We start from the raw sequence: 3,543 nt of genomic DNA, 5'->3' as shown, positions 1-3,543 counted from the left end.
TATGCCAGCCACTTCCCTTGTGCCCCTCGACCGCCAGCACCTCACCTTCGCCCACCATCACCGAGATGCTATCGTTCGGAAGCGAACGAAGAGAATCCGTGTTCCCTGTGAGCCCGTGGCGTCCCAGCACTCGCCAGAGCGTGGCGTCCTCACCCCCGAGCCGCCATAGCGCCATGCCGGCCACGCCCGTCGCCGTGGCCGCACGCAGCTGATTCCACGCCGTTGCTGCATCGAGATACCACACGGTGTGCGTGATACCCTGCGGGTCACGCCACGACGCAAACGGATTGCGCGCTCGACTGTCGAACGAGGGACCGCCCGCCGCGACCCGGCCAAGCGCGATCGCTTCGCCGACACTCACGGTCGCCGCCTCCGGTCGATCACTGCGCCAGTGATAGCCGTACTGGCGATGGGACCCGCGTCGTTCTGTCCCGACCTTTCGTCGTAAAGCATGGGAATCACGTAATCCAGCGCCGCGCGTCCTGCGCCAGCGGATAATCGTCGTCGGCACCGACCGGAATCGCGGCCCAGACGATCGCGTGTAGCGGGCCAAGCGCGGTGTGGAGTTCGGTGAGGAACGAGAGCATGTCAGGATGGGCCGACGACGGCACCAATTCGAAGCCGACCGTGACGCGGTGCAGTCCGTGCTCGCGCACCGCGCTTATCAGCTGCGCTATGGCGCGCTGGCGTGACTCGGCCGTGTTCACCACGGCAGTCACCAACGTGCAAGCGACGCCCGACGCGCCAAAGTTGGTGAGCATCAGGTGCGCAGCGGCGTGCATCGGCGCTCCCGTATTCCGCGGGCGAGACATTATCGGGCAGCCGCGAAGGGCGGCAAGCGCGCCAGCGGCAACACGCACGGCGCGCAGCGTGCGAGCTGCGCTTACGGGACGGATCGTGAAGGAACTGTGCGATAGGACACCAAACGGAATAGGTCGCGCGCAACCGCACCTACAGAGGGTTCCGCCGAGGATGGCAGCGACAGCGCACGCGCGAGTGAGCGAAACGCTTTCTTCTCGCTGATCCTTTTCGCACCAACGCGCGCGATCATGAATGCATAGAACATTTCGCTGCGCGCGCTGTCAGCGATCACGACGATACGCATGCGGACTTTGGTTGAGATCGCAAAGCGGACGTGTAACGTGCGCGGTACAGCTGCGTGCTCTCCAACTGCGTGGCGCAGAATTTGAGGTATGACACCACACCAATCGAAACGCGATTGTGTCTGCTGTTGTCTCTCCACCACCGGAGTATGCACATGACTAGCACGTTCAGATGTGTTCGACGCCTCAGTGCCGTTGTCGCCACGTGTCTCGTGAGCGGGATGGTGACGACAGACGCGGCGTTCGCCCAGTCAAGTACTGTGACTTTCAACACACTTACAGAAAGCGCCGTGGGATCGGGTACACGATTCCTCACCAACTGTTATGCGGAAAGCGGTTTCGTGTTCACTGCCGTCGGTGTGCCGTGCACAGGACCAACATCGCTGAATACGTTCATCGCCGGTAACGCCAACAGTCCGACGTTCTCTGGTGCGGCGGGAACATTCGGGTTGACGCTGAACTCGCCAACTCCATCGTTCATAGACATCACACGAGCGAATGGCGCGGCGTTCACACCGCTGTCGATCATGCTCGCACCCTTCGATTTCGCTGGTACGAGGGTGACCTTCACGGGCGCAGCCGTGGGCGGCAGCGTCACGCAACCGCTCACCTCGCTCCTCGGAACCTCCGGGTTTCAGACTCTCACCTTCGGCTCCCAGTTTGCGAACGTGACATCGCTTCGGATCGCCTCGAGAAACGATTTTGACGAGCCGTTCGTGCGCCTCGACAACTTCAACGTCGTGCCTGAACCCACGACCGTCGTGCTGTTGGCGGCCGGACTCGCCGGTCTCGCTGCTGTACGCTTCCGCCGGAGAAACGTCATATGAGCCACACTGAACATCGCGTATTGCCAGCTGACTTCGCTGCGAGCGGTCCGCAACCGGTCGCTGGCACGAACCCACAGAACACTCGCCGCGACTTCCTGCGCGCGGCGGGCTTGACCGGTGCGGCACTGGCGCTCGCCGCCTGCACCAATGATGTCATGTTGTTCGCACCAGCTGGTCCTTCGCGCGCCGTAATCGGTGCCAATGGAAGCATCACGCTCGATTTCTCGACGGACGTCGACGTGCTCAACTATGCATACGCACTGGAGCAGCTCGAGGCGGCGTTTTATGTGAATGTCGTGGCGAATGCGGCGTTCGCATCTATTTTCGCCGCGAACGAGCAACGCGTGTTGCGCGACGTACGCGATCATGAGGTGGTGCATCGCGATTTCCTCGCGACGGCACTTGCCGGTGCCCGGATCCCCAACCTCACGCCTGACTTCACCAGCGTCAACTTCGCCAACCGTTTGAGTGTGCTGAATACGGCGAAGACGTTCGAAGACCTGGGCGTCAGTGCCTACAACGGTGCCGCTCGCTATCTCACGAACACGGATTACCTCGTCGTCGCCGGCAAAATCGTGTCGGTGGAGGCGCGGCATGCGGCCGCCATTCGCGATCTCCTGAACAATCGTAGTGCGGACTTCGCGCCGTCTGCCTTCGATGACGCCAACACGCCCAATACGGTGTTGGCGGCTGCGGATCCGTTCATCGTCGAAAGCATCACCGCCATCAACACCTAGGAGCCGGACACATGTCGACTCAGCCCAATTCTCCAGCGCTCCTGTCCGCCATTGATCCTGACATCACGGACCGGCTCGTTTCCCGACGCCGAGCAATTTCTCAGGGTGCAACTGCATCCGGCATGGTGTTGGCCGGCTTACGGCTCGCGTCCGTCCCCACGGCGCTTGCGGCACTATCGACCGACGCCTTCGGCCAAGGACGACTACCAGCCGCCGTGTCGGGCGTGCTCAATTTCGCGCTCACACTCGAGTATCTCGAGGCCGAATTCTACAACCGGGGCATGGCGGCAGCGGGGCTCATTCCCTCGGCCGATCGCACGATCTTCGGAACGATCCAGGCGCACGAGAACACACACGTCTCGTATCTGCAGAACGCGCTGGGATCACGGGCGCGACCGAAGCCGACGTTCGACTTCACCGCTGGCGGCGCATTTCCCGGCTTCGCGTTTCTCCCCGGTCAGTACGAGACGTTCAAAGCGCTCGCTCAGGCCTTCGAAGACACCGGCGTGAGGGCGTACAAGGGGCAAGCACCAACGCTGCAGCCATACAAGGACGTGCTGCAGGCGGCACTCACGATTCATTCCGTCGAGGCGCGGCATGCCGCCGAAGTGCGGCGTCTGCGTGGAAACTTTGCCGACAATGAGCCCACTCAAGGTTGGATCACGAACAACACCACGGATATTCTTGGCACGGCGGCCGTTTACGAAGGTGATCAGAACACCGTGCATCTTGGCATCAACGCGGCGAGCGTGTCTCCCAGCGTCGCCGTCAAAGAGGTGACTGAGGCATTCGACGAGCCACTCACCATGGCACAGGTTCTCGCCATCGTCGGTCCGTTCATCGTCTCATAGACAGCGCATCAACCGGCAGGCACCG

General features: G+C 62.0%; 4 protein-coding genes and 1 pseudogene. 3 read left to right on the top strand and 2 right to left on the bottom strand.

The window, feature by feature from the left end; translation table 11 throughout:
- Positions 1-361: pseudogene (locus tag ACESNG_RS21500) on the bottom strand (hypothetical protein); the annotation flags it as partial.
- 97 nt (positions 362-458) lie between these two features.
- Positions 459-782 carry a hypothetical protein gene (locus ACESNG_RS21495; RefSeq protein WP_373070777.1) on the bottom strand — a complete coding sequence of 108 codons (324 nt, stop codon included), beginning with the start codon at positions 780-782 and terminating at the stop codon, positions 459-461.
- A gap of 611 nt (positions 783-1,393) precedes the next feature.
- Between ACESNG_RS21495 and ACESNG_RS21490 the strand changes: the two genes are divergently transcribed.
- From ACESNG_RS21490 to ACESNG_RS21480, 3 genes are read left to right on the top strand one after another with little or no spacing between them, the layout of a single operon-like run.
- A complete protein-coding gene (locus tag ACESNG_RS21490) occupies positions 1,394-1,930 on the top strand; it encodes a PEP-CTERM sorting domain-containing protein (RefSeq protein WP_373070775.1) in 537 nt (178 codons plus the stop codon).
- Complete coding sequence (locus ACESNG_RS21485) at positions 1,927-2,667, top strand: ferritin-like domain-containing protein (RefSeq protein ID WP_373070773.1); 741 nt, start codon at positions 1,927-1,929, stop codon at positions 2,665-2,667. The genes ACESNG_RS21490 and ACESNG_RS21485 overlap by 4 nt, the downstream gene beginning before the upstream one ends.
- A gap of 11 nt (positions 2,668-2,678) precedes the next feature.
- Positions 2,679-3,518 carry a ferritin-like domain-containing protein gene (locus ACESNG_RS21480; RefSeq protein WP_373062474.1) on the top strand — a complete coding sequence of 280 codons (840 nt, stop codon included), beginning with the start codon at positions 2,679-2,681 and terminating at the stop codon, positions 3,516-3,518.
- Positions 3,519-3,543 lie beyond the last annotated feature (25 nt).

This window comes from Gemmatimonas sp. (assembly GCF_041689975.1).
Lineage (GTDB): Bacteria > Gemmatimonadota > Gemmatimonadetes > Gemmatimonadales > Gemmatimonadaceae > Gemmatimonas.
The sequence above is the reverse complement of the archived record's forward strand: the minus strand, read 5'-3'. Positions and strand labels throughout refer to the sequence as shown.